Source organism: Citrobacter sp. U14242, from assembly GCF_046555775.1.
GTDB lineage: Bacteria > Pseudomonadota > Gammaproteobacteria > Enterobacterales > Enterobacteriaceae > Citrobacter.
In genome coordinates, this window is sequence record NZ_JBKGLW010000002.1 from 1 (window position 1) to 17,622 (window position 17,622).

A 17,622-nucleotide genomic window follows, 5' to 3' on the forward strand; every position below is an offset into this window, starting at 1 on the left:
CCTGAATTTCAGGATTTTTCTCTTCAACCGGACCGGCTGTTTGCGTGAAGTGATTCACATCCGCCGTGTCGATGGAGGCGCATTATAGGGATCCCATTTTTTAGCACAAGTGTTTTTTGGATCTTTTTTGCCGAATGCTTGTTTTTCACTCCTTTCGCTACATTCCTGTGCAATTTGGCTGATTTTTGATAACTAAATCACTTGCACAGTCTCAATAATCCAACCAAAGTCTTCATTACCGCCCTATTTTCATTGAGGTAAACATGTCTGATGTCCTGCGTCCTTATAAGGATCTTTTCCCACAGATCGGCGAACGCGTCATGATCGATAGTAGTAGTGTTGTCATTGGCGATGCTCGTCTGGCTGATGATGTCGGGATTTGGCCACTGGTTGCGATTCGTGGCGACGTGAACTACGTACAGATTGGCGCCCGTACAAACATTCAGGATGGCAGCGTGCTGCATGTCACACATAAATCCACATCTAATCCGCAAGGTAACCCTCTAATCGTAGGCGAAGATGTGACTGTAGGTCATAAGGTCATGCTGCACGGCTGCATCATTGGCAACCGCGTTTTAGTTGGTATGGGATCGATTTTGCTGGATGGCGTAGTAGTAGAAGATGACGTCATGATCGGAGCGGGAAGCCTGGTCCCGCAAAACAAGCGCCTGGAGAGCGGATATCTGTATCTGGGAAGCCCGGTTAAACAAATCCGCCCATTAACTGATGAAGAGAAAGCAGGCCTACAGTACTCTGCTAACAACTACGTAAAGTGGAAAGATGAGTATTTAAATCAGGGTAACCAGACCCATCCTTGATCGTCATCCTGCTGGGCCAGGATCAATGCTTCCGCCTCTTCTTCCAGATCCCAGCGATATTCGCGAAAAGTCTCAAGCCACTGTTCAGGCGTGTCGCCGCCAAAGCGATGCGCCAGTGTCTCTCCTTTTATGGCACATTTTAGCTGCATACCATGAACCATCGCCGGGAAGACGACGGAATTAATATCCGCCACCCACTCTTCCCTATCAGGAAATTGAATGGCCTGATTCATGCAGAAAGTTCCTGTTGCAGTGTTTTAATCACTGGCTCAATCTCCGGCAGTACACCATGCCAGAGCAAAACAGCATGTGCCGCTTGCCCCACCAGCATTCCTAAACCATCGGCACAATGTTTTGCACCATGTAATACGCACCAGGAAAGGAACGGGGTATTTCCCTTCTGGTAGAACATGTCGTAGCAATAGACCGAAGAGTGAATAAGCGATGCAGGAATGGCTGGAACATCGCCGCTAATACCACTGGAAGTAGCGTTGATGATCAGATCGAAAGTGTAATTATCCAGCTCATCCATTCCCACCGCCTGAACGCTACCGGTATGGGAGAAGATCTGCGCCAATTCTTCGGCACGCGAGGCGGTACGATTAACAATAGTCACCGCGCAATCCATAGACAGGAGAGGCAGCAACACACCGCGGGACGCACCACCAGCCCCAATCAGCAGTATGCGAGACCTGGGATGAATGAAAGACAAACGCTCAAGGTCGCTAAGCAGGCCGATACCATCGGTGTTATCACCCAGTAAACGCCCATCCTCAAGCCGTTTTAGGGTATTGACCGCTCCAGCCAACGATGCCCGCTCTGTTAGTTCATCAGCACGCGCAAATGCCTCTTCTTTAAAGGGAACGGTAATATTGGCGCCCTTCCCCCCATCAGCAAAAAAGGCATTGAGCGTATTCACAAAGTTATTGATGGGCGCCAGCATCCGACCATAAGAGTGATCAATCTTCAGTTGCCGGGCAAATTGCTGATGAATAAAAGGCGATTTGCTGTGCGCTACCGGATTACCAAAAACAGCATAGGCTTCTTTCATATTACCCCTGTCGAAACTGTTCACCCGTCAAAGCATCTCTGATTTCCGAGGGATTCAAACGTCCGCCGGTATTACCTTCAACCACTGGAAAATTTTCCCCGAACTGCGCTCGTACTTCCTCTACCGTTCGGCAGGGTGGCAGTCCACTCAGATTAGCACTGGTGGAAACTAATGGCTTGCCATAAGCCTGACACAATGCAACCACCAGCGGGTGATCCGTGACACGCACGGCGAGCGAATCAAAACGACCGGTCAGCCAACGCGGCGTTGTCACAGGTGCCGGGAAAACGAAGGTGACAGGGCCTGGCCAGCTCGCGAAAACAGCTTCACGTTGAGCATCTGTAAGCATGCTGTCATCAATATACGGTTTGAGTTGATCAAAATTTGCCGCAATCAAAATCAAACCTTTATCTATTGGACGTTGTTTGAGTTCCAACAGACGCGTTACTGCCGTTTCGCTGTCAGGATCACACCCGACACCAAAAACGGCTTCTGTTGGATAAGCGATGACATTTTCTTGTTGCAGAACCTCTATCGCGGCAGCGATGGGGTCCGTGGGCAGGTTTTTATTCACTTTTTTATTCCGCCGGGATCGGCTTTCCACATTGTTTACTGGCACAGAAATGCTTCACACCCTGCGCGGTTTTCTTTTCGATGAGTAGCGGATAGTGGCACTCTGGACACTCTCCGGCTAACGGTTTGAAGTTAATGACAAACTGACACTCCGGATAGCGATCGCAGGAGTAAAAGGTTTTGCCATAACGTGAACGCCGCTGAACCAAATGGCCCGTCTGGCATTGAGGGCATACTATTGCTGTTTCATCAGGCTTATCGATAAGCTCAGTGTGATCGCAGGCTGGGTAAACACTGCACCCAATAAACATACCGAATCTTCCCTGCCTCAGCACCAGTTCAGCACCACATGCAGGGCAGAATTTACCCTCCAGAACTTTGACTATATGTCCGTCCGCAGATGATTTCAGCGGACGGACATAATCGCATTCTGGATAGTGTGAGCAACCGAGAAACGGGCCGTGTTTCCCGGAACGAATAACCAGTTCAGCCCCACATTGTGGACAGGGCTCGTTTTTACGCACCGTAAACAGTGCTGATTTAGCCATAACAACTCATACTGAATGAAGATTGATTAATGCAGCATACCTTCATTCACCTCAAAGAGTAATTCTTCCATTTGCTGATAGGCATTTTCGCAGCCCGGAATGTTGAACAGAACCATCAGGATCACCCACTTCAGGTCTTCCAGATCAAACTCAGCCGTATCCAGCGCAAGTACGCGCTCTATCACCATTTCTCGCGTTTCGAGGTTTAGCACCTGAATCTGCTCCAGGAATAGCAGGAACCCCCGACAGCTCGCATCCAGCCGATCGCATTCTTCTGCAGTATAAATACGTACAGAAAGGGGATCTGATGCAAGCTGCATAGGTTCGGCAAGGCCGTCCTGATAATCAGCAAGCTTTTCCAGCCACAGTAACGCGTTGTAGATGTCTTCACGATCAAAACCAGCGTCGGTAAGATCCCGTTCCAGTTTGTCCTGATCCACACGCAGCTCAGCTTCGTTATGGATATATGTCTCAAACAAATACATTAGTACGTCGAACATGGCTTGCCCTCCTCAATCGGACATAGCCGCCGGGTACAGCTGCGATCCATCCTGCTAACTCCAGTTCGAGCAGTTGAGCCACTACCTCTGGCACAGGTTGGCCGGCACGTTCAGCGACGACGTCAACAGGTGTTACCTCATCTCCTACGTTAGCCAGGAGCTCTGAAAATGGCAATGCCACCTCTTCGTGATCCGGCGAATAAATTGATTTTTCAGGCTCATCTGGCAGCCATTGCAGCCCATATTGCAAACTTTCCAGTATTTCCTCTGGTGCTGTCACAAGCATGGCTCCCTGCTGAATAAGCCAATGGGGACCTTCACTTCCCGGGCTCCCTATCGGTCCAGGCAAAGCAAAAACATCCCGTCCCTGTTCCAGTGCACAGCGTGCAGTGACTAATGAACCGCTACGCTGTGCCGCTTCAACAACCAGTACTCCCTTACTTAGACCACTAATAATGCGATTTCGTCGGGGAAAATGACGCGGTAAAGGGAGCATATCCAAAGGAAATTCAGACACCAGCGCGCCTCCGGCCTCTATCAAATTTTCAGCAAGACGAACATGTTGTCGCGGATATATAGTTTTCAGACCATTTCCCAGTACCGCAATACTGGCCCCGTGTGTGTTTATCGCTGCAGTATGCGCCACACCATCAATCCCTTTAGCCAGTCCGCTAGTGATCGTCACACCACATGCTGCAAGCTTTTCACAGAACAACCGCGCCCATCGTTCGCCATACCAGGAGTGCTGCCGACTGCCGACAACAGCAACTTGAAATGAGTGAAGACACTCAGGGCGACCAGCAATGAAAAGTACGCCAGGGTAATCCTCAATAGCACGCAGCTGCGGCGGAAAATACTTACTGTCGGCAAAAACCAGATGATGATGGGGTAACTCAAGCCAACGCAGCGTTTTTTCCAGTGACTGCTCAGAAAAGGCCTGAAAACGTTCGACCTGGCGAGGAGTGAGCCCTGCATGCCGAAGTATCGTATTGTTAATACTCGGTTGAGCAATAAGCCAGTGCGCAATGCGCACCATCTCATCACCATACAGTTCATTCACTTGTGCTAAACGTAACCAAATCTCAATATGGGTCATCCCTGTTCCCCCTGCCACAAGCCGTCCTGGCAATCTTTGCGATTGGTCACTGATGCTGTCAATCGGAGGGGGTTTTGTCTAGAATAGAGGTAATAATCTTTCCAACTCCTGAACACAACTCTGGATAACTATGTCAGTTTTGCAAGTGTTACATATTCCGGACGAGCGTCTTCGCAAAGTCGCAAAACCGGTTGAAGAAGTGAATGCAGAAATTCAGCGTATCGTTGATGATATGTTCGAAACGATGTACGCCGAAGAAGGTATTGGTCTGGCCGCAACACAGGTCGATATTCATCAGCGCATCATTGTTATTGATGTCTCTGAAAACCGTGACGAGCGTCTGGTATTAATTAACCCAGAGCTGCTGGAGAAAGACGGCGAAACGGGCATTGAAGAAGGTTGCCTGTCTATTCCTGAACAACGTGCATTAGTACCGCGCGCTGAAAAAGTAAAAATTCGTGCGCTTGATCGCGACGGCAAACCTTTTGAACTGGAGGCCGATGGCCTGTTGGCTATCTGCATCCAACATGAAATGGATCACCTGGTCGGTAAACTGTTTATCGATTATCTGTCTCCGTTGAAGCAACAACGTATTCGTCAGAAAGTTGAAAAACTCGACCGCCTGAACGCCCGAGCTTAAGGACAAGAATCAACGTGTCAGACTCACTACGTATTATTTTTGCGGGTACACCTGACTTTGCAGCGCGTCATCTCGACGCGCTGTTGTCTTCTGGACATAACGTCGTTGGCGTGTTTACCCAACCGGACCGCCCTGCGGGGCGTGGTAAAAAGCTAATGCCCAGCCCGGTGAAAGTGCTGGCGGAAGAAAAAGGGATACCCGTATTCCAACCTGTATCTCTTCGTCCCCAGGAAAACCAACAACTGGTTTCTGATCTGCACGCAGATGTAATGGTGGTGGTGGCATATGGCCTGATTCTGCCAAAAGCCGTACTGGACATGCCGCGTCTGGGTTGTATCAACGTTCACGGTTCTCTGCTTCCACGCTGGCGTGGGGCCGCGCCGATCCAGCGTTCATTGTGGGCAGGCGACACCGAAACCGGTGTAACCATCATGCAGATGGATGTCGGTCTGGACACTGGCGATATGCTGCATAAGCTGTCCTGCCCAATTACGGCAGAAGATACCAGCGGTTCGTTATACGACAAGCTGGCAAATTTAGGGCCTCAGGGGCTGATTGAAACGCTAAAACAGCTTGCTGCTGGCACACTAAAACCAGTCGTTCAGGATGAATCTCTGGTTACGCATGCAGAAAAACTCAGCAAAGAAGAGGCCCGTATCGACTGGTCACTTTCGGCCGCTCAGCTGGAACGCTGTATCCGCGCCTTTAACCCGTGGCCAATGAGCTGGCTTGAAATAGAAGGTCAGCCAGTGAAAGTCTGGAAAGCTTCTGTTATTGCTACGGACACACAGGCTGCACCAGGCACCATCCTCGAGGCGACAAAGCAGGGCATCCAGGTCGCAACAGGCGACGGCATCCTGAATCTCATCGCTTTACAGCCTGCCGGCAAGAAAGCGATGAGCGCACAGGATCTGCTCAATTCGCGTCGGGAGTGGTTTGTGCCTGGGAATCGTCTGATCTGACGGTTCATCTCTTTTAAAGCCCGGAGCCTCCGGGCATTTTTATTTTTGCGCTTATGAAAAAACATCTTAATTTACGCAGTATGGCGGCCCAGGCTGTCGAACAGGTTGTCGAAAAGGGCCAATCGTTGAGTAACGTACTGCCCGCCATGCAGCAAAAAGTAGCCGACAAAGATAAGGCGCTGTTGCAGGAGCTTTGCTTCGGCGTCTTGCGAACGCTCTCCCAACTGGAGTGGATGATTCAACAGTTGATGGAACGTCCGATGACGGGCAAACAGCGCACGGTCCACTATCTGATTATGGTTGGCTTCTACCAGCTTTTGCATACTCGTATTCCGCCACATGCTGCGCTGGCTGAAACCGTCGAAGGTGCAGTCGTTATCAGGCGACCTCAGCTAAAAGGGTTAATTAACGGTGTATTACGCCAGTTTCAGCGCCGCCAGGAAGAACTGGTCACCGAATTTGCACAAAACGAACTGCGTTTTTTACACCCTTCATGGCTGGTTAAGCGTATCAAAAATGCCTATCCACAGCAGTGGGAAACGATTCTTGCAGCCAATAACCAGCGACCGCCGATGTGGCTACGTGTCAATCGTAACCACCATACGCGCGACGCCTGGCTGGATCTACTTACCGAAGCGGGATTAACCGGCTTCCCGCATCCGGAGTACCCGGATGCGGTGCGTCTGGAAACGCCGGCTCCTGTGCACGCCCTCCCAGGTTTTGACGAAGGCTGGGTGACCGTCCAGGATGCTTCTGCTCAAGGATGCGTGACCTATCTGTTACCGAAAGACGGCGAACAGATCCTCGACCTGTGCTGTGCGCCGGGCGGTAAAACCACTCACATTCTGGAAGTTGCCCCGCAAGCTAATGTGATGGCTGTCGATGTCGATGAAAAACGGCTGTCACGTGTCTATGACAACCTGAAACGCCTTGGTATGAAGGCAACCGTTAAACAGGGCGATGGTCGTTACCCCGAACAGTGGTGCGGCGAACAGCAGTTTGATCGCATTTTGTTAGATGCACCGTGCTCTGCCACTGGGGTCATCCGTCGCCATCCAGATATAAAGTGGTTGCGTCGCGATCGGGATATTGCTGAACTCGCCCAACTACAGGCAGAAATACTTAATGCGACCTGGGCACATCTGAAACCGGGTGGCACGCTGGTTTATGCAACCTGTTCTATTTTGCCTGAAGAGAACCAACAGCAAATCTCTGCCTTCCTGGCACGTACGCCAGACGCTCAATTAAGTGAAACGGGTACGCCGGAACAGCCAGGGTGTCAGAATTTACCGGGTGCAGAAGAAGGTGACGGTTTCTTTTACGCTAAGCTAATCAAGAAGTGATGAAATAACGGGTCGCAACTGATGAAAATTATCATTCTGGGCGCAGGGCAAGTTGGCGGTACGTTGGCTGAGAACCTGGTCGGAGAGAACAACGATATCACGGTAGTCGATACCAATGGTGAGCGTCTGCGCAGCCTGCAGGACAAGTTTGATCTCCGTGTTGTGCAAGGTCATGGTTCTCATCCCCGTGTACTGCGTGAAGCCGGAGCTGACGACGCCGATATGCTGGTTGCAGTGACCAGCTCAGATGAAACCAATATGGTTGCCTGCCAGGTAGCGTACTCACTCTTTAATACCCCCAATCGTATCGCCCGAATTCGCTCGCCGGATTATGTCCGCGATGCAGATAAACTGTTCCAGTCTGACGCAGTGCCTATCGATCACCTGATTGCGCCAGAACAGCTGGTTATCGATAGCATTTATCGACTGATTGAGTACCCAGGCGCGTTGCAGGTGGTAAATTTTGCCGAAGGTAAAGTCAGTCTGGCAGTGGTCAAAGCCTATTACGGCGGACCATTGATCGGCAATGCACTGTCGACAATGCGCGAGCATATGCCACACATCGATACCCGCGTTGCGGCGATATTCCGTCATGACAGGCCAATCCGTCCGCAGGGTTCCACCATTGTTGAAGCGGGTGATGAAGTATTCTTTATTGCAGCTTCACAGCACATTCGTGCTGTAATGAGTGAACTTCAGCGTCTGGAAAAACCCTACAAGCGTATTATGTTAGTGGGTGGCGGTAATATCGGTGCTGGTCTGGCCCGACGTCTGGAAAAAGATTACAGCGTCAAACTGATCGAGCGCAATCAGCAACGGGCATCCGAGCTTGCAGAGAAATTGCAAAATACGATCGTCTTTTTCGGCGATGCCTCGGATCAAGAGCTGCTAGCTGAAGAACATATTGATCAAGTTGATCTGTTTATCGCGGTAACCAACGACGATGAAGCTAACATTATGTCGGCCATGCTCGCCAAACGCATGGGCGCCAAGAAAGTCATGGTGCTGATCCAGCGTAGGGCATATGTTGATCTGGTCCAGGGTAGCGTGATTGATATTGCAATTTCACCGCAACAGGCCACCATATCTGCACTACTGAGCCATGTGCGCAAAGCTGATATTGTCGGCGTTTCTTCGCTGCGACGCGGTGTTGCGGAAGCGATTGAAGCTGTCGCGCACGGGGATGAAACGACATCACGAGTTGTCGGTCGCGCAATAGACGAAATTAAACTTCCACCCGGTACCATTATTGGTGCGGTAGTGCGAGGTAACGACGTGATGATAGCCAATGACAACCTTCGTATTGAGCAGGGTGATCACGTTATCATGTTCCTGACAGACAAAAAGTTTATTACTGACGTCGAACGACTATTCCAGCCAAGCCCCTTCTTCCTGTAAATATCTGGGCGCTTATATAGCGCCCATTTTATTTCCCTTTATTTTTCATGGTCTAATAAATTTTCCTTTCAGCAATACATAAATGGAAAATGTCTTAACATTTGTTAAACTTATAAACGTCAGCTGCATAGGGAGAATAAAATGAGCATTATTAAAGAATTTCGCGAATTCGCGATGCGCGGGAATGTTGTCGATTTGGCAGTAGGTGTCATTATTGGTGCGGCATTCGGTAAGATTGTTTCATCGCTGGTTGCCGATATCATCATGCCGCCACTGGGGTTGTTAATTGGTGGGATCGATTTTAAACAGTTTGCTTTGACATTACGCGATGCGCAGGGAGATATCCCGGCTGTCGTTATGCATTACGGTGTATTTATTCAGAACGTCTTTGATTTCATTATTGTGGCGTTTGCAATCTTTATGGCGATCAAACTGATCAACAAACTGAATCGTAAAAAAGAGGAAGAACCTGCAGCACCGCCAGCTCCCTCTAAAGAGGAAGTATTGTTAAGTGAAATTCGTGACCTGCTGAAAGAACAGAATAATCGTTCCTAAACGCTCACTAAAACAAGAAGGCCAGTGGTAAAAAAGTGATTCACTTTCTTGCCACTGGCCTCCCAGTTACCCCGATTGCCATGCTTACCTTTACGCAGATAACTACCTTTCCCTTTTTTATTCTTCTCAACACGCTGCCTGAAAAGTGGATCATGCAGAAGCGCCTCAATGGCGTTGTCCTTTATCTGCCCCTTAGTATGCTGATAACGGCTCATAATATCTCCAGCTTGTGGTAACAATTTACGCCGCGAGTGTAGACCCGCCCATTCAATAAATCAACAGCCTGCTATCGTGCCACTGGCACCTTGTTCAAGTGCCTCCAGAATAGAACAATAGACGCTGCTGTGTGCCTTTCCGCAACATGCATCATTCAATCGCTGCAACGATCGTTGCATCGTTTGAAGTTCGGCTATACGGGCTTCGACTTCCTGCAATCTATCCTGAACGATCCCTTTTGATTCCTGACAGGTATGGTGCTCCGGATCGACACGGATCGAAAGTAATTCACGAATAGACTCCAACGTAAAACCTAGCTGTCGCGCATAACGAATAAACTTAAGGCGTTGCAGATCACTTTCTGTATAGAGTCGAAATCCGCCTTCAGTACGTACTTCATGCTCCATCATCTGCTGCTTTTCATAGTAGCGGATAGTATCAGGTGTCACGTCGGCCAGTTTTGCTAATTCACCAATCCGGTACATACTTCCTCCGTTATTCAACATTAATTTTATGCAATAGTTTATCCGCGTATTCACCACGCAGAAACTCAGTGCTGAGTCCAGCCTGCCGAAGTTTGAGTTCAAGTAGCGACAGGCGCCGACTCACATCCTGATAACGAGGATCGTCCTGGCGAATACCTGCGAGTATATCAAGCAACTGTATCGCCTCTCTGCGTTGTTCGAGCTCAGGAGGAAGGCACCCAGAATTTTTTAATAAACGGTACCCGGCCCGAAGCTCCGGTGGGACATGAGAATCATCGTCGAGAGTAAGCGGCTCGCCTGTACCCGGTAAATCATCGAACTCGCCTTTAGATTGTGCATCAATGATATGGCGCTCTGCCCACTGGTCCAGTAACCACATACAACACCCCAGAGGATGAACAAAAAGAATACAGATATTGTAGATAAGTAGGGATCTTGCGGATATAAAAAAACCCGCCGAGGCGGGTTTTTTTACGTTACTACAGATTACTCTGCAGCAGCTTCTGCTTTCGATTCAGAGCGATCAACCAGCTCGATGTATGCCATCGGCGCGTTGTCACCTGCACGGAAGCCACACTTCAGAATGCGAGTGTAACCACCGGCGCGGCTCGCGAAACGCGGGCCCAGCTCGTTAAACAGTTTTGCCACGATCTCGTTATCACGAGTGCGGGCGAATGCCAGACGACGATTAGCTACGCTATCAGTCTTGGCAAGAGTAATCAGCGGCTCAACTACGCGACGCAGCTCTTTCGCTTTCGGCAGAGTCGTCTTGATGATTTCATGACGAACCAGTGAACCTGCCATATTGCGGAACATAGCCTGGCGATGGCTGCTGTTGCGGTTCAGTTGACGACCACTCTTACGATGGCGCATGACCTTATCCTTCTCAGTAAAACCTTAACCTGTGATCCGGTTACTCGTCAGCGATGCTTGCCGGTGGCCAGTTTTCCAGGCGCATGCCCAGAGACAGTCCACGGGAAGCCAGCACGTCTTTAATCTCGGTAAGAGATTTTTTACCAAGGTTAGGCGTCTTAAGAAGCTCAACCTCAGTACGCTGTACCAGATCACCGATATAGTGGATAGCTTCTGCTTTGAGGCAGTTAGCAGAGCGGACAGTCAATTCCAGATCGTCAACAGGGCGCAGCAGGATCGGATCGAATTCTGGTTTTTCTTCTTTCACTTCCGGCTGACGTACATCACGTAAATCAACGAAAGCTTCCAGTTGTTCAGCCAGAATGGTTGCCGCACGACGAATCGCCTCTTCAGGATCGATTGTGCCGTTGGTTTCCATTTCGATGACCAGCTTATCCAGGTCGGTACGCTGTTCTACACGCGCTGCTTCAACATTGTAGGCAATACGCTCTACAGGGCTGTAGCATGCGTCGACCAGCAGACGGCCGATTGGGCGCTCATCTTCTTCCGAATGAATTCGGGTAGAAGCCGGCACATAACCACGACCGCGCTGAACTTTGATACGCATGCTAATAGATGCATTCTCATCGGTCAGGTGGCAGATCACGTGCTGTGGCTTGACGATTTCGACATCCCCATCATGGGTAATGTCGGCTGCAGTCACAGGGCCAATGCCAGATTTATTCAAGGTAAGAATAACGTCATCTTTACCCTGAACTCTCACCGCCAGCCCTTTCAGGTTGAGCAGGATTTCCAGGATATCTTCCTGAACGCCTTCTTTGGTGCTGTACTCATGTAGTACACCATCAATCTCAACCTCGGTCACCGCGCAACCCGGCATCGATGAGAGCAGAATACGGCGCAGTGCGTTACCCAAAGTATGGCCAAAGCCACGCTCTAAAGGCTCAAGGGTCACCTTGGCGTGCGTCGAACTCACTTGCTCGATATCTACCAGGCGCGGTTTTAGAAACTCTGTCACAGAACCCTGCATTGTGTCCTCTCTTTGGTACTAAGCTTTACTTGGAGTAAAGCTCGACGATCAGGTGTTCGTTAATGTCCGCAGACAGATCAGAACGCTCCGGCTTACGCTTGAACGTACCTTCCATCTTGCCAGCATCAACTTCCAGCCAGGTTGGCTTTTCACGCTGCTCAGCCAGCTCCAGAGCGGCTTTCACGCGAGACTGCTTCTTCGCTTTCTCACGAATGCTAACAACGTCATTCGGACTAACCTGATAAGAAGCGATGTTAACAACACGACCGTTTACCATAATTGCTTTATGGCTGACCAGCTGACGTGCTTCTGCACGAGTGGCACCGAAGCCCATACGGTATACAACGTTGTCCAGACGACCTTCCAGCAGACCCAACAGGTTTTCACCGGTGTTGCCTTTCAGACGTGCTGCTTCTTTGTAGTAGTTACGGAACTGACGCTCCAGCACACCGTAGATACGGCGAACTTTTTGCTTTTCACGCAACTGCACACCATAGTCAGACAGACGCGGTTTACGCGCACCGTGCTGGCCAGGAGCTTGTTCAATTTTACACTTGGTATCGATCGCGCGAACGCCAGACTTAAGGAATAAGTCAGTGCCCTCACGACGGCTCAGCTTGAGCTTAGGACCCAAATATCTTGCCATTTTCTTTCTCCAACAATCCTAGAAACGACAGCGTTATACGCGACGTTTTTTCGGCGGACGACAACCGTTATGAGGGATCGGAGTCACATCAGTAATATTAGTGATGCGGAAACCAGCGGCGTTCAGAGCACGAACAGTAGATTCGCGACCTGGACCCGGTCCTTTGACCATAACTTCCAGATTCTTGATACCGTATTCTTTTACGGCGTCAGCGCAACGCTCTGCTGCAACCTGAGCTGCAAACGGAGTGGATTTGCGAGAACCACGGAAACCGGAACCACCGGCTGTTGCCCAACCCAGTGCGTTACCCTGACGATCAGTAATGGTAACGATGGTGTTGTTAAAAGAAGCATGGATATGAGCCACGCCGTCAGAGACTTGTTTTCTTACACGTTTACGTGCACGAATTGGTGCCTTTGCCATTATTCAATCACCCCGATTATTTCTTGATCGGTTTGCGCGGACCCTTACGGGTACGTGCGTTGGTCTTGGTACGCTGACCGCGAACCGGGAGACCACGACGATGACGCAAACCGCGATAGCAACCAAGGTCCATAAGGCGCTTGATGCTCATGCTAACTTCACGGCGCAGATCACCTTCAACGACAAATTTGGCAACTTCGTCACGCAGCGTGTCGATTTGTTCTTCAGACAGCTCACTGATCTTAACATCTTCAGCGATACCCGCTGCAGCCAGAATGGCTTTAGAACGGGTCTTGCCGACGCCGTAGATCGAAGTTAATGCGATCACAGCATGTTTCTGATCAGGAATGTTAATGCCTGCTATACGGGCCACTATGCACTCCTACTATTTAATATGTACGCACCATGCTGAAAAGCCCGTTTTCAGGATACTCAAATGGAAACGCACAGACATACAAAAGATTGGCTGGCTAATCTAGCCAGCTCAACCCAACTTTGCAAGAAAAATATGCGAATAAATCAGCCTTGGCGCTGTTTATGCTTCGGCTCGGCACTGCAAATCACACGGATGACACCATCACGCTTAACGATTTTGCAGTTACGGCATAATTTCTTGACGGAAGCACGAACTTTCATTTTTACTCTCCGTAACTTCTCGGGCGACTGTTAACGGCCGTAGCCTTTCAGATTCGCCTTCTTCAATGCAGACTCGTACTGACTGGACATCATCAGAGTTTGCACTTGAGCCATAAAGTCCATAATCACGACAACAACGATAAGCAGTGAGGTCCCACCGAAGTAGAACGGTACTTTCATTGCATCACGCATGAACTCCGGGATCAGGCAGATAAAGGTAATGTAGAGCGCACCAACCAAAGTCAGGCGGGTCATTACTTTATCGATATACTTCGCCGTTTGCTCTCCCGGACGAATTCCTGGTACAAATGCACCGGACTTCTTCAGGTTATCTGCTGTTTCACGCGGGTTGAAAACCAACGCCGTGTAGAAGAAACAGAAGAAGATGATTGCAGACGCATAGAGTAACACATAAAGCGGTTGCCCAGGCTGCAAATACAGCGAAATTGTTGTCAGCCAGTTCCAACCAGTCCCGCCCCCGAACCATGACGCGATGGTTGCCGGGAACAGAATAATACTGGAAGCGAAGATTGCCGGGATTACCCCCGCCATATTCACTTTCAGCGGTAAATGTGTGCTCTGTGCAGCATAGACACGACGACCTTGCTGACGTTTCGCGTAGTTTACCACAATACGGCGTTGACCACGCTCAACAAATACAACAAAGAACGTCACTGCAAATACTAATACTGCAACCAACAGCAACACGAGGAAGTGCAGGTCGCCTTGACGCGCTTGCTCGATAGTATGGGCAATGGCTGGCGGGAGTCCCGCGACAATACCGGCGAAGATAATGATTGAGATACCGTTGCCGATACCACGTTCAGTAATCTGTTCACCCAACCACATCAGGAACATAGTCCCTGTAACCAGACTTACAACAGCGGTGAAATAGAATGCAAAGCCTGGATTCATCACCAGGCCCTGCATACCAGGCATATTCGGGAGACCGGTAGCAATACCGATCGACTGGAATATTGCCAGCACCAGAGTACCGTAGCGGGTGTACTGGCTGATCTTACGACGACCAGACTCCCCTTCTTTCTTAATTTCTGCCAACGTGGGATGAACCACCGTCAGCAGCTGGATAATGATCGACGCCGAAATATACGGCATGATCCCCAGAGCAAAGATAGAAGCACGGCTGAGAGCACCACCAGAGAACATGTTAAACATTTCAATGATGGTGCCTCGCTGTTGCTCAAGCAGTTTGGCAAGTACAGCGGCATCAATACCAGGGATCGGAATGAAAGAGCCAATACGGAACACAATCAGCGCGCCGATTACAAACAGCAGTCTGCGTTTCAGCTCGCCTAAGCCACCTTTGGCACTTTGAAAATCTAATCCCGGTTGTTTAGCCATCTGCTACTTATTCCTCGATTTTACCGCCAGCAGCTTCGATAGCAGCACGAGCGCCTTTAGTAACACGCAGGCCACGAACAGTTACCGGAGTCGTTACTTCACCAGCCAGGATCACTTTCGCGAACTCGATCTGGATACCGATAATGTTAGCCGCTTTCAGCGTGTTCAGGTCTACAACACCGCCTTCAACTTTAGCCAGGTCAGACAGACGAACTTCGGCTGTAATCGCTGCTTTACGTGAAGTGAAGCCGAATTTCGGCAGACGACGGTACAGAGGCATCTGACCACCCTCGAAACCGCGACGTACGCCACCGCCAGAACGAGACTTCTGACCTTTGTGACCACGACCACCGGTTTTACCGAGGCCAGAACCGATACCACGACCCAGGCGTTTACCCGCCTTTTTGGAGCCTTCGGCCGGAGACAGAGTATTTAAACGCATCTCTTACTCCTCAACTTTAACCATGAAGGAAACCGCGTTGACCATACCACGAACAGCAGGAGTATCCTCGCGCTCTACGGTGTGACCAATACGACGCAGACCCAGGCCAAGCAGCGTTGCCTTGTGTTTCGGCAGACGACCGATTGCACTGCGGGTTTGAGTAATTTTAATAGTCTTTGCCATGGTTTATTTCCCCAGAATTTCTTCAACGGATTTACCACGCTTGGCAGCGACCATTTCCGGAGATTTCATATTTTCCAGACCATCGATAGTTGCACGAACCACGTTAATCGGGTTGGTGGAACCATACGCTTTAGCCAGAACGTTACGAACTCCAGCGACTTCCAGAACGGCGCGCATTGCACCACCGGCGATGATACCGGTACCTTCGGAAGCCGGCTGCATGAATACACGAGAACCCGTATGAGTACCCTTAACCGGGTGCTGCAGGGTGCCGTGGTTCAGCGCGACGTTAATCATATTGCGACGGGCTTTTTCCATCGCTTTCTGGATCGCTGCTGGAACTTCACGCGCTTTACCGTAACCAAAACCAACGCGACCGTTACCATCGCCAACTACAGTCAGAGCTGTGAAGGAGAAAATACGACCACCTTTAACGGTTTTAGATACGCGGTTTACCGCGATCAGCTTTTCCTGCAGTTCGCCAGCTTGTTTTTCGATGTGAGCCATCTTACACCTCTACCTTAGAACTGAAGGCCAGCTTCACGGGCAGCATCTGCCAGTGCCTGGACACGACCATGATATTGGAACCCGGAACGGTCAAAGGACACATCTTTGATGCCTTTTTCCAGAGCGCGTTCGGCGACAGCTTTACCCACAGCTGCTGCAGCGTCTTTGTTACCGGTGTACTTCAGTTGTTCAGCGATAGCTTTTTCTACAGTAGAAGCAGCTACCAGAACTTCAGAACCGTTCGGTGCAATTACCTGTGCGTAAATATGACGCGGGGTACGATGTACCACCAGGCGAGTTGCGCCCAGCTCTTTGAGCTTGCGGCGTGCGCGGGTCGCACGACGGATACGAGCAGATTTCTTATCCATAGTGTTACCTTACTTCTTCTTAGCCTCTTTGGTACGCACGACTTCGTCGGCGTAACGAACACCCTTGCCTTTGTAAGGCTCAGGACGACGGTAGGCGCGCAGATCTGCTGCAACCTGACCGATCAGCTGTTTATCAGCGCCTTTCAGCACGATTTCAGTCTGAGTCGGACATTCTGCAGTGATACCTGCCGGCAGCTGATGATCAACTGGATGAGAGAAACCTAAAGCAAGGTTTACTACATTCCCTTTGACCGCTGCACGATAACCTACACCAACCAGCTGCAGCTTCTTAGTGAAGCCTTCGGTAACACCGACAACCATTGCATTCAGCAGGGCACGCGCGGTACCAGCCTGAGCCCATCCATCAGCGTAACCATCACGCGGACCGAAGGTCAGTGCATTATCTGCATGATTTACTGCAACAGCATCGTTGAGAGTACGAGTCAGCTCGCCGTTTTTACCTTTGATCGTAATAACCTGACCGTTGATTTTTACATCAACGCCGGCAGGAATAACGACCGGTGCTTTAGCAACACGAGACATTTTTTCCTCCGATTAGGCTACGTAGCAGATAATTTCGCCACCAAGACCAGCCTGGCGCGCTGCACGATCAGTCATAACACCTTTAGAGGTAGAAACAACTGCGATACCCATGCCAGCCATAACTTTCGGCAGCTCGTCTTTACGCTTATAAATGCGCAGACCTGGGCGACTGACACGCTGAATGCTTTCTACAACAGCTTTACCCTGGAAATACTTGAGAGTAAGTTCCAGTTCCGGCTTGGTGTCGCCTTCAACTTTAAAATCTTCAATAAAACCTTCTTCCTTCAGCACGTTGGCAATTGCCACTTTCAGCTTGGAGGAAGGCATGGTGACCGCAGCTTTATTCGCGGCCTGACCGTTACGGATACGGGTCAGCATATCCGCGATCGGATCTTGCATGCTCATCTGTCTTTACTCCCGTGAT

28 protein-coding genes are annotated in these 17,622 nt (G+C 50.0%); 6 read left to right on the forward strand and 22 right to left on the reverse strand.

Translation table 11 applies throughout. The features are described 5' to 3' along the window. Positions 1–263: 263 nt before the first annotated feature. Positions 264–818 (forward strand): gamma carbonic anhydrase family protein, encoded by a 555-nt coding sequence (locus ACLJXE_RS02655; protein ID WP_410750026.1) that lies wholly within the window; start codon positions 264–266, stop codon positions 816–818. On the opposite strand, the gene ACLJXE_RS02660 is transcribed toward ACLJXE_RS02655, so the two are convergent. The 6 genes from ACLJXE_RS02660 to dprA are packed head-to-tail and all read right to left on the reverse strand — an operon-like array spanning position 794 to position 4,586. Next, complete coding sequence (locus ACLJXE_RS02660; protein ID WP_286631013.1) at positions 794–1,051, reverse strand: DUF1488 domain-containing protein; 258 nt, start codon at positions 1,049–1,051, stop codon at positions 794–796. The two genes, ACLJXE_RS02655 and ACLJXE_RS02660, sit on opposite strands and share 25 nt — an antisense overlap. Next, positions 1,048–1,869, reverse strand: coding sequence for a shikimate dehydrogenase (gene aroE / locus ACLJXE_RS02665; RefSeq protein ID WP_410750027.1), 822 nt, complete (start codon positions 1,867–1,869; stop codon positions 1,048–1,050). Before aroE ends, ACLJXE_RS02660 begins: the two co-directional genes overlap by 4 nt. 1 nt (position 1,870) lies before the next feature. Further along, positions 1,871–2,443, reverse strand: a complete 573-nt coding sequence (gene tsaC, locus ACLJXE_RS02670) for an L-threonylcarbamoyladenylate synthase type 1 TsaC (RefSeq protein ID WP_410750028.1) — start codon at positions 2,441–2,443, stop codon at positions 1,871–1,873. A 4-nt stretch (positions 2,444–2,447) separates the two neighbouring features. Beyond that, positions 2,448–2,990, reverse strand: a complete 543-nt coding sequence (locus ACLJXE_RS02675) for a type I DNA topoisomerase (RefSeq protein WP_286631010.1) — start codon at positions 2,988–2,990, stop codon at positions 2,448–2,450. Between the two features lie 26 nt (positions 2,991–3,016). Further along, a complete protein-coding gene (smg, locus tag ACLJXE_RS02680) occupies positions 3,017–3,490 on the reverse strand; it encodes a DUF494 family protein Smg (RefSeq protein WP_005134083.1) in 474 nt (157 codons plus the stop codon). After that, a complete protein-coding gene (dprA, locus tag ACLJXE_RS02685; protein WP_410750029.1) occupies positions 3,462–4,586 on the reverse strand; it encodes a DNA-protecting protein DprA in 1,125 nt (374 codons plus the stop codon). Before dprA ends, smg begins: the two co-directional genes overlap by 29 nt. A gap of 130 nt (positions 4,587–4,716) precedes the next feature. Here dprA and def point away from each other — a divergent pair, with 130 nt between their 5' ends. The 5 genes from def (at position 4,717) to mscL (ending at position 9,484) form a co-directional block, all read left to right on the forward strand. Next, entirely contained in the window at positions 4,717–5,226 is a 510-nt protein-coding gene (gene def / locus ACLJXE_RS02690) for a peptide deformylase (protein WP_040232019.1), read from the forward strand. Positions 5,227–5,240: 14 nt separating this feature from the next. Beyond that, positions 5,241–6,188: a methionyl-tRNA formyltransferase gene (gene fmt, locus ACLJXE_RS02695; protein WP_410750030.1), complete on the forward strand. Its 948-nt coding sequence runs from the start codon at positions 5,241–5,243 to the stop codon at positions 6,186–6,188. Between the two features lie 53 nt (positions 6,189–6,241). After that, positions 6,242–7,531: a 16S rRNA (cytosine(967)-C(5))-methyltransferase RsmB gene (gene rsmB, locus ACLJXE_RS02700; protein ID WP_410750031.1), complete on the forward strand. Its 1,290-nt coding sequence runs from the start codon at positions 6,242–6,244 to the stop codon at positions 7,529–7,531. 21 nt (positions 7,532–7,552) lie between these two features. Beyond that, a complete protein-coding gene (gene trkA, locus ACLJXE_RS02705) occupies positions 7,553–8,929 on the forward strand; it encodes a Trk system potassium transporter TrkA (RefSeq protein WP_115601380.1) in 1,377 nt (458 codons plus the stop codon). A gap of 141 nt (positions 8,930–9,070) precedes the next feature. After that, a complete protein-coding gene (mscL, locus tag ACLJXE_RS02710; protein ID WP_137383643.1) occupies positions 9,071–9,484 on the forward strand; it encodes a large-conductance mechanosensitive channel protein MscL in 414 nt (137 codons plus the stop codon). On the opposite strand, the gene arfA is transcribed toward mscL, so the two are convergent. The 16 genes from arfA to rpsH form a co-directional block, all read right to left on the reverse strand. Further along, a complete protein-coding gene (gene arfA / locus ACLJXE_RS02715; protein ID WP_271442361.1) occupies positions 9,481–9,699 on the reverse strand; it encodes an alternative ribosome-rescue factor ArfA in 219 nt (72 codons plus the stop codon). The two genes, mscL and arfA, sit on opposite strands and share 4 nt — an antisense overlap. 60 nt (positions 9,700–9,759) lie before the next feature. Next, positions 9,760–10,185: a Zn(2+)-responsive transcriptional regulator gene (gene zntR, locus ACLJXE_RS02720; RefSeq protein ID WP_410750032.1), complete on the reverse strand. Its 426-nt coding sequence runs from the start codon at positions 10,183–10,185 to the stop codon at positions 9,760–9,762. A 10-nt stretch (positions 10,186–10,195) separates the two neighbouring features. Further along, positions 10,196–10,564 (reverse strand): DUF1992 domain-containing protein, encoded by a 369-nt coding sequence (locus tag ACLJXE_RS02725; protein WP_410750033.1) that lies wholly within the window; start codon positions 10,562–10,564, stop codon positions 10,196–10,198. Between the two features lie 107 nt (positions 10,565–10,671). Further along, the gene (rplQ, locus tag ACLJXE_RS02730; RefSeq protein ID WP_001216372.1) at positions 10,672–11,058 is read right to left on the reverse strand and encodes a 50S ribosomal protein L17; all 387 of its coding nucleotides are present in this window, start codon (positions 11,056–11,058) and stop codon (positions 10,672–10,674) included. Between the two features lie 40 nt (positions 11,059–11,098). After that, positions 11,099–12,088: a DNA-directed RNA polymerase subunit alpha gene (locus ACLJXE_RS02735; RefSeq protein ID WP_003031139.1), complete on the reverse strand. Its 990-nt coding sequence runs from the start codon at positions 12,086–12,088 to the stop codon at positions 11,099–11,101. A gap of 25 nt (positions 12,089–12,113) precedes the next feature. Further along, on the reverse strand, positions 12,114–12,734 hold the full coding sequence (rpsD, locus tag ACLJXE_RS02740) for a 30S ribosomal protein S4 (protein WP_003031138.1): 621 nt from the start codon (positions 12,732–12,734) through the stop codon (positions 12,114–12,116). Positions 12,735–12,767: 33 nt separating this feature from the next. Beyond that, on the reverse strand, positions 12,768–13,157 hold the full coding sequence (rpsK, locus tag ACLJXE_RS02745; protein WP_260861814.1) for a 30S ribosomal protein S11: 390 nt from the start codon (positions 13,155–13,157) through the stop codon (positions 12,768–12,770). A gap of 16 nt (positions 13,158–13,173) precedes the next feature. Then, positions 13,174–13,530, reverse strand: coding sequence for a 30S ribosomal protein S13 (gene rpsM, locus ACLJXE_RS02750; protein WP_003031135.1), 357 nt, complete (start codon positions 13,528–13,530; stop codon positions 13,174–13,176). A gap of 146 nt (positions 13,531–13,676) precedes the next feature. Further along, positions 13,677–13,793 (reverse strand): 50S ribosomal protein L36, encoded by a 117-nt coding sequence (gene rpmJ / locus ACLJXE_RS02755; protein ID WP_000868187.1) that lies wholly within the window; start codon positions 13,791–13,793, stop codon positions 13,677–13,679. Positions 13,794–13,823: 30 nt separating this feature from the next. Then, positions 13,824–15,155: a preprotein translocase subunit SecY gene (secY, locus tag ACLJXE_RS02760; protein WP_001118864.1), complete on the reverse strand. Its 1,332-nt coding sequence runs from the start codon at positions 15,153–15,155 to the stop codon at positions 13,824–13,826. A 7-nt stretch (positions 15,156–15,162) separates the two neighbouring features. Further along, positions 15,163–15,597: a 50S ribosomal protein L15 gene (gene rplO / locus ACLJXE_RS02765; protein WP_001238917.1), complete on the reverse strand. Its 435-nt coding sequence runs from the start codon at positions 15,595–15,597 to the stop codon at positions 15,163–15,165. Between the two features lie 3 nt (positions 15,598–15,600). Then, positions 15,601–15,780, reverse strand: coding sequence for a 50S ribosomal protein L30 (rpmD, locus tag ACLJXE_RS02770; protein WP_001140434.1), 180 nt, complete (start codon positions 15,778–15,780; stop codon positions 15,601–15,603). Positions 15,781–15,783: 3 nt separating this feature from the next. Beyond that, positions 15,784–16,287, reverse strand: a complete 504-nt coding sequence (gene rpsE, locus ACLJXE_RS02775; RefSeq protein WP_003031131.1) for a 30S ribosomal protein S5 — start codon at positions 16,285–16,287, stop codon at positions 15,784–15,786. A gap of 14 nt (positions 16,288–16,301) precedes the next feature. Further along, positions 16,302–16,655 carry a 50S ribosomal protein L18 gene (rplR, locus tag ACLJXE_RS02780; RefSeq protein ID WP_000358956.1) on the reverse strand — a complete coding sequence of 118 codons (354 nt, stop codon included), beginning with the start codon at positions 16,653–16,655 and terminating at the stop codon, positions 16,302–16,304. A 9-nt stretch (positions 16,656–16,664) separates the two neighbouring features. Further along, positions 16,665–17,198, reverse strand: a complete 534-nt coding sequence (gene rplF / locus ACLJXE_RS02785; RefSeq protein WP_006687355.1) for a 50S ribosomal protein L6 — start codon at positions 17,196–17,198, stop codon at positions 16,665–16,667. Between the two features lie 12 nt (positions 17,199–17,210). Continuing rightward, positions 17,211–17,603: a 30S ribosomal protein S8 gene (gene rpsH / locus ACLJXE_RS02790; protein ID WP_003031127.1), complete on the reverse strand. Its 393-nt coding sequence runs from the start codon at positions 17,601–17,603 to the stop codon at positions 17,211–17,213. Positions 17,604–17,622: the final 19 nt, after the last annotated feature.

Excerpts from the sequence above, each read along its gene's own strand:
- ACLJXE_RS02675 (WP_286631010.1), bottom strand. The coding sequence starts at position 2,990 with ATGGCTAAATCAGCACTGTTTACGGTGCGTAAAAACGAGCCCTGTCCA.
- rplO (WP_001238917.1), bottom strand. The coding sequence starts at position 15,597 with ATGCGTTTAAATACTCTGTCTCCGGCCGAAGGCTCCAAAAAGGCGGGT.
- rsmB (WP_410750031.1), top strand. The coding sequence starts at position 6,242 with ATGAAAAAACATCTTAATTTACGCAGTATGGCGGCCCAGGCTGTCGAA.
- rplF (WP_006687355.1), bottom strand. The coding sequence starts at position 17,198 with ATGTCTCGTGTTGCTAAAGCACCGGTCGTTATTCCTGCCGGCGTTGAT.
- zntR (WP_410750032.1), bottom strand. The coding sequence starts at position 10,185 with ATGTACCGGATTGGTGAATTAGCAAAACTGGCCGACGTGACACCTGAT.
- rpmJ (WP_000868187.1), bottom strand. The coding sequence starts at position 13,793 with ATGAAAGTTCGTGCTTCCGTCAAGAAATTATGCCGTAACTGCAAAATC.
- rpsD (WP_003031138.1), bottom strand. The coding sequence starts at position 12,734 with ATGGCAAGATATTTGGGTCCTAAGCTCAAGCTGAGCCGTCGTGAGGGC.
- secY (WP_001118864.1), bottom strand. The coding sequence starts at position 15,155 with ATGGCTAAACAACCGGGATTAGATTTTCAAAGTGCCAAAGGTGGCTTA.
- ACLJXE_RS02735 (WP_003031139.1), bottom strand. The coding sequence starts at position 12,088 with ATGCAGGGTTCTGTGACAGAGTTTCTAAAACCGCGCCTGGTAGATATC.
- smg (WP_005134083.1), bottom strand. The coding sequence starts at position 3,490 with ATGTTCGACGTACTAATGTATTTGTTTGAGACATATATCCATAACGAA.
- ACLJXE_RS02655 (WP_410750026.1), top strand. The coding sequence starts at position 264 with ATGTCTGATGTCCTGCGTCCTTATAAGGATCTTTTCCCACAGATCGGC.
- trkA (WP_115601380.1), top strand. The coding sequence starts at position 7,553 with ATGAAAATTATCATTCTGGGCGCAGGGCAAGTTGGCGGTACGTTGGCT.
- rpsE (WP_003031131.1), bottom strand. The coding sequence starts at position 16,287 with ATGGCTCACATCGAAAAACAAGCTGGCGAACTGCAGGAAAAGCTGATC.
- def (WP_040232019.1), top strand. The coding sequence starts at position 4,717 with ATGTCAGTTTTGCAAGTGTTACATATTCCGGACGAGCGTCTTCGCAAA.
- aroE (WP_410750027.1), bottom strand. The coding sequence starts at position 1,869 with ATGAAAGAAGCCTATGCTGTTTTTGGTAATCCGGTAGCGCACAGCAAA.
- rplR (WP_000358956.1), bottom strand. The coding sequence starts at position 16,655 with ATGGATAAGAAATCTGCTCGTATCCGTCGTGCGACCCGCGCACGCCGC.
- ACLJXE_RS02660 (WP_286631013.1), bottom strand. The coding sequence starts at position 1,051 with ATGAATCAGGCCATTCAATTTCCTGATAGGGAAGAGTGGGTGGCGGAT.
- ACLJXE_RS02725 (WP_410750033.1), bottom strand. The coding sequence starts at position 10,564 with ATGTGGTTACTGGACCAGTGGGCAGAGCGCCATATCATTGATGCACAA.
- dprA (WP_410750029.1), bottom strand. The coding sequence starts at position 4,586 with ATGACCCATATTGAGATTTGGTTACGTTTAGCACAAGTGAATGAACTG.
- rpsK (WP_260861814.1), bottom strand. The coding sequence starts at position 13,157 with ATGGCAAAGGCACCAATTCGTGCACGTAAACGTGTAAGAAAACAAGTC.
- rpmD (WP_001140434.1), bottom strand. The coding sequence starts at position 15,780 with ATGGCAAAGACTATTAAAATTACTCAAACCCGCAGTGCAATCGGTCGT.
- arfA (WP_271442361.1), bottom strand. The coding sequence starts at position 9,699 with ATGAGCCGTTATCAGCATACTAAGGGGCAGATAAAGGACAACGCCATT.
- mscL (WP_137383643.1), top strand. The coding sequence starts at position 9,071 with ATGAGCATTATTAAAGAATTTCGCGAATTCGCGATGCGCGGGAATGTT.
- rpsH (WP_003031127.1), bottom strand. The coding sequence starts at position 17,603 with ATGAGCATGCAAGATCCGATCGCGGATATGCTGACCCGTATCCGTAAC.
- rplQ (WP_001216372.1), bottom strand. The coding sequence starts at position 11,058 with ATGCGCCATCGTAAGAGTGGTCGTCAACTGAACCGCAACAGCAGCCAT.